General features: G+C 47.4%; 1 pseudogene. It reads right to left on the bottom strand.

What is annotated here, in order from left to right:
- Positions 1-549 (bottom strand): annotated as a pseudogene (locus ACTXGO_RS16630) (hypothetical protein); the annotation flags it as partial.

Below are 549 nucleotides of genomic sequence, written 5' to 3'. Positions count from 1 at the left end.
GCCATCGATATTACTATACTCGTAGTTATTCAAAATGTCTTGTCCTACGCTTGAGAGCAAAAAATTACGCAAACTGAAAGCCCCTGGGTTGTTGGTCAAGATGACACCATCTACAGGCTTGGAGGCTTTTATGGCATAGCTAAACGAGCTGAGCGTTCGAGCCTCATTGTTGTCAACTTGCGTACTGCCGTCTGCTTGTATCTGATTATCACCTATCTGGTTTTCATTGAGCTCAGACTGCGCCTCATCTATGAGGATTTGTAGTGCTGATAGACGCGTGTCATCTAGGTTGCTATCAGCGATAATGACATCGATCGTGGCTTTGAGTGGCTGCGCAAGATCGCTTGTATTCTGGGACACATCAACGGTCGGCAGGGTAAGGAGCTGCGCGCTTGGGACATAACGCACTGAGGGTTTGACACTTGGGTAGCGCGCCTCAAAACGTGCAATAATGTCATCAAGTGCGGGCTGTAGTCTGTTTTCTGCTTGTATATATAGGACGGTCGTGGCGACTTCATTACCACTATCAGGATCCTCTTGCTCATTAGT

The sequence above is a fragment of the Psychrobacter sp. T6-1 genome, from assembly GCF_052258445.1.
Note: the sequence above shows the minus strand (reverse complement) of the source record. Positions and strands in the feature narration are given on the sequence as shown.